This window comes from Klebsiella sp. C283 (assembly GCF_048822555.1).
GTDB classification, from domain to species: Bacteria; Pseudomonadota; Gammaproteobacteria; order Enterobacterales; family Enterobacteriaceae; genus Klebsiella; species Klebsiella quasipneumoniae.
In genome coordinates this window covers 1-2,214 of the sequence record NZ_JBMEZS010000055.1, presented here as the reverse complement: position 1 = coordinate 2,214, position 2,214 = coordinate 1, and the positions used below count along the sequence as shown (strand labels likewise).

The 2,214-nt window shown below is 51.8% G+C and carries 6 protein-coding genes; all 6 read left to right on the top strand.

The genetic code is table 11. The annotated features are described in order from the left end of the window. Positions 1–81 precede the first annotated feature (81 nt). Positions 82–438 carry a hypothetical protein gene (locus ACOI7Z_RS27120; RefSeq protein ID WP_004152717.1) on the top strand — a complete coding sequence of 119 codons (357 nt, stop codon included), beginning with the start codon at positions 82–84 and terminating at the stop codon, positions 436–438. Positions 439–498: 60 nt separating this feature from the next. Beyond that, a complete protein-coding gene (locus ACOI7Z_RS27115) occupies positions 499–711 on the top strand; it encodes a hypothetical protein (protein ID WP_004152718.1) in 213 nt (70 codons plus the stop codon). 10 nt (positions 712–721) lie between these two features. Continuing rightward, the gene (locus tag ACOI7Z_RS27110; protein ID WP_004152719.1) at positions 722–946 is read left to right on the top strand and encodes a hypothetical protein; all 225 of its coding nucleotides are present in this window, start codon (positions 722–724) and stop codon (positions 944–946) included. 80 nt (positions 947–1,026) lie between these two features. After that, positions 1,027–1,347 carry a type II toxin-antitoxin system RelE/ParE family toxin gene (locus ACOI7Z_RS27105; protein ID WP_004152720.1) on the top strand — a complete coding sequence of 107 codons (321 nt, stop codon included), beginning with the start codon at positions 1,027–1,029 and terminating at the stop codon, positions 1,345–1,347. After that, positions 1,337–1,615, top strand: a complete 279-nt coding sequence (locus ACOI7Z_RS27100) for a helix-turn-helix domain-containing protein (protein WP_004152721.1) — start codon at positions 1,337–1,339, stop codon at positions 1,613–1,615. Before ACOI7Z_RS27105 ends, ACOI7Z_RS27100 begins: the two co-directional genes overlap by 11 nt. Then, positions 1,616–2,029, top strand: coding sequence for a helix-turn-helix domain-containing protein (locus ACOI7Z_RS27095; RefSeq protein WP_023280875.1), 414 nt, complete (start codon positions 1,616–1,618; stop codon positions 2,027–2,029). The last annotated feature ends 185 nt before the right edge of the window (positions 2,030–2,214 follow it).

Genomic DNA, 2,214 nt, shown 5'->3' with positions numbered 1-2,214 from the left:
CACAAAGTCAAAACCGCGGCCCCGGCAACTCAACGGGTGATGGTTTTAAAAGGCAGAAAAACAGACAAAGGAGAAAGCTGGATGAGCACACAAAACGTCAACGAAAAACCCTCCACCAAAGAAAGCACAACCCTCCGGACTGACGGTTTTGTGCGCAACATTCATTCCCGAAACCCGTTCGATGTTATCCGCGCCGATGTAGTGCTGGAACGTATCGAGAAAAAGGCTGGTCGGAGCTGCGGTATGCATTACGAGCTGTATCAGGCCCATCTGCTGGGTGGTGCGCTGGATTATCTGGATGCGCTGCCGTTGAAAGACCGTCCGGTGTTAATGGGCGCTGCGGCAAAGCGCGGCTATCTGCTGACGCTAGCCGAAGAGGAACGCGCGCTGGAAGCACGGGATGTACTGATGAGTGAACTGGCGGCAAACGACTGCTGAGAAATAAACACGGATGGCGGCGTATCGCTGCCATCCCTTAAAGACCAGAGGTAACGCAAAATGAAAGTATACGGCCATCAACACTCATCAGAGGCTTTCTTTCGGGAAACTTCCCCATCCTGTTTTGAACCAAAAGCGGAAAAGGTGATCGCTTTTCATGGAAAGGATGCCAGTTACGCCTATAACGTGCTGGCCGATCTGAAAGCCGCAGGTGCTTCATATACGCGCCGGAATATCATCGCCGATATGTTCCGCCGTCTGGGTGTGAAATGAGGTCTGGGCAATGGAACACGTGAAAGGAAAAATCCAGCAGGGGGCAGGGAACGCCTATTTTGCAGGGATGCAGTGGCGCGGTATTACACTTGGACACGCCGATGCTGCAGCGCTTAATCAGTTTGATATCGATATCAGCAAAGCTCAGGCACCCGAAGCACGCACCTGGTTGCTTCAGAACAAAGCAGAATTCATCGCTCTGATCCTGGGCATTGAAGTCGTAAAGGTCGGGTAGTGAGAAGCCAGCTAACTTAGCTCTTGAGCTAAGTTAGCTTTTGAGCTAATGTGTGCACATACGGACCAGAGATTACATTCATGTTCACAGTCATCTTTCATGATGAGGCTGAAAAAGAGTTTACGGCTCTGCCTGCTGCCATTCGTGCAAAAATGGCCAGGCTACTCATGAAGCTGGAAGCAAACCCTCGCCAGCTACGCGAGCCAGATACCAAGCCGCTTGGAAACGGCCTTTTCGAAATACGTACAATGGGGGCAGATATCGCCCGCGGAATCTGGGTATATCAGAGTGGTGAACGTATTTTTCTACTTCGGATCTTTATCAAAAAATCGCCAAAAACGCCCCCGGCAGAAATAGATCAGGCACTTCGCAGACTGGAGGAAATGCAGAATGAAATATAAAACCCTTAGCCAGGTTCATACCGAAGCAATGAACGATCATGAGTACAGCGCGGCATTCGAGGCAGAAGAAGCCTCGGAGCTACTTCGGGAAACCTTAGCAACATGGAGAAAAGAAGCGGGTTTGACGTCGGCACAGGTTGCAGAACGTATGGGCATCAAAGCGCCTACTATCTCACGTATGGAGAAGAACGCTTCGCGAATGAGTATTCAGACGCTGGTTCGGTACGCCAGAGCCTGCGGTGTTAACTTTAAAATTCAGCAGGTTTGAATGATTAGCGATGCCAATAAAGCGGTGAATGACCTGGCGAGTATTGTCCCTCTGCTGGGCGGCAGTTCGTCCCGCAAAGATTACGAAGAGGCACGTAAACTCGTTGAATATCTTCTGGAACATGATCCGGACAGCCCGCTGGTTGATATGCTGACTGCCCGCATCGATGCCTGGGAAGATAACGCGGTGGAATTTGAAGAATTTAATACGCGCTTCGAAGCAGGCAAAAACGGTGTATCGTTGCTGCGGGTTCTTATGCAGCAATACGGGCTTTCTCAGTCCGATTTCGAAAACGAGATAGGTAATAAATCGCTCGTCAGCCGGTTCCTCTGTGGTGAACGCAGTCTGACCTTTGATCACATGCGGGCGCTGGCAAATCGATTTCAAATCCCGGTCTCGATGTTTGTTGACTGATTCGGGAACAGAGCAGGCGAAGGGGGCATCGGTCCCCGTCTGGCCGCGCCTCGAAAGACCGCGCGCCTGCGGCGCCGGGAAAACCTGGCCGCGCTGACGCGCCGCCCGCATTTCCTTTCCGCGTCTTCCCTGTTTGCTGCCTGCTGTCTGCCTGCTTCCTCTTCTTCTCCCTGCTGTGATGCCTA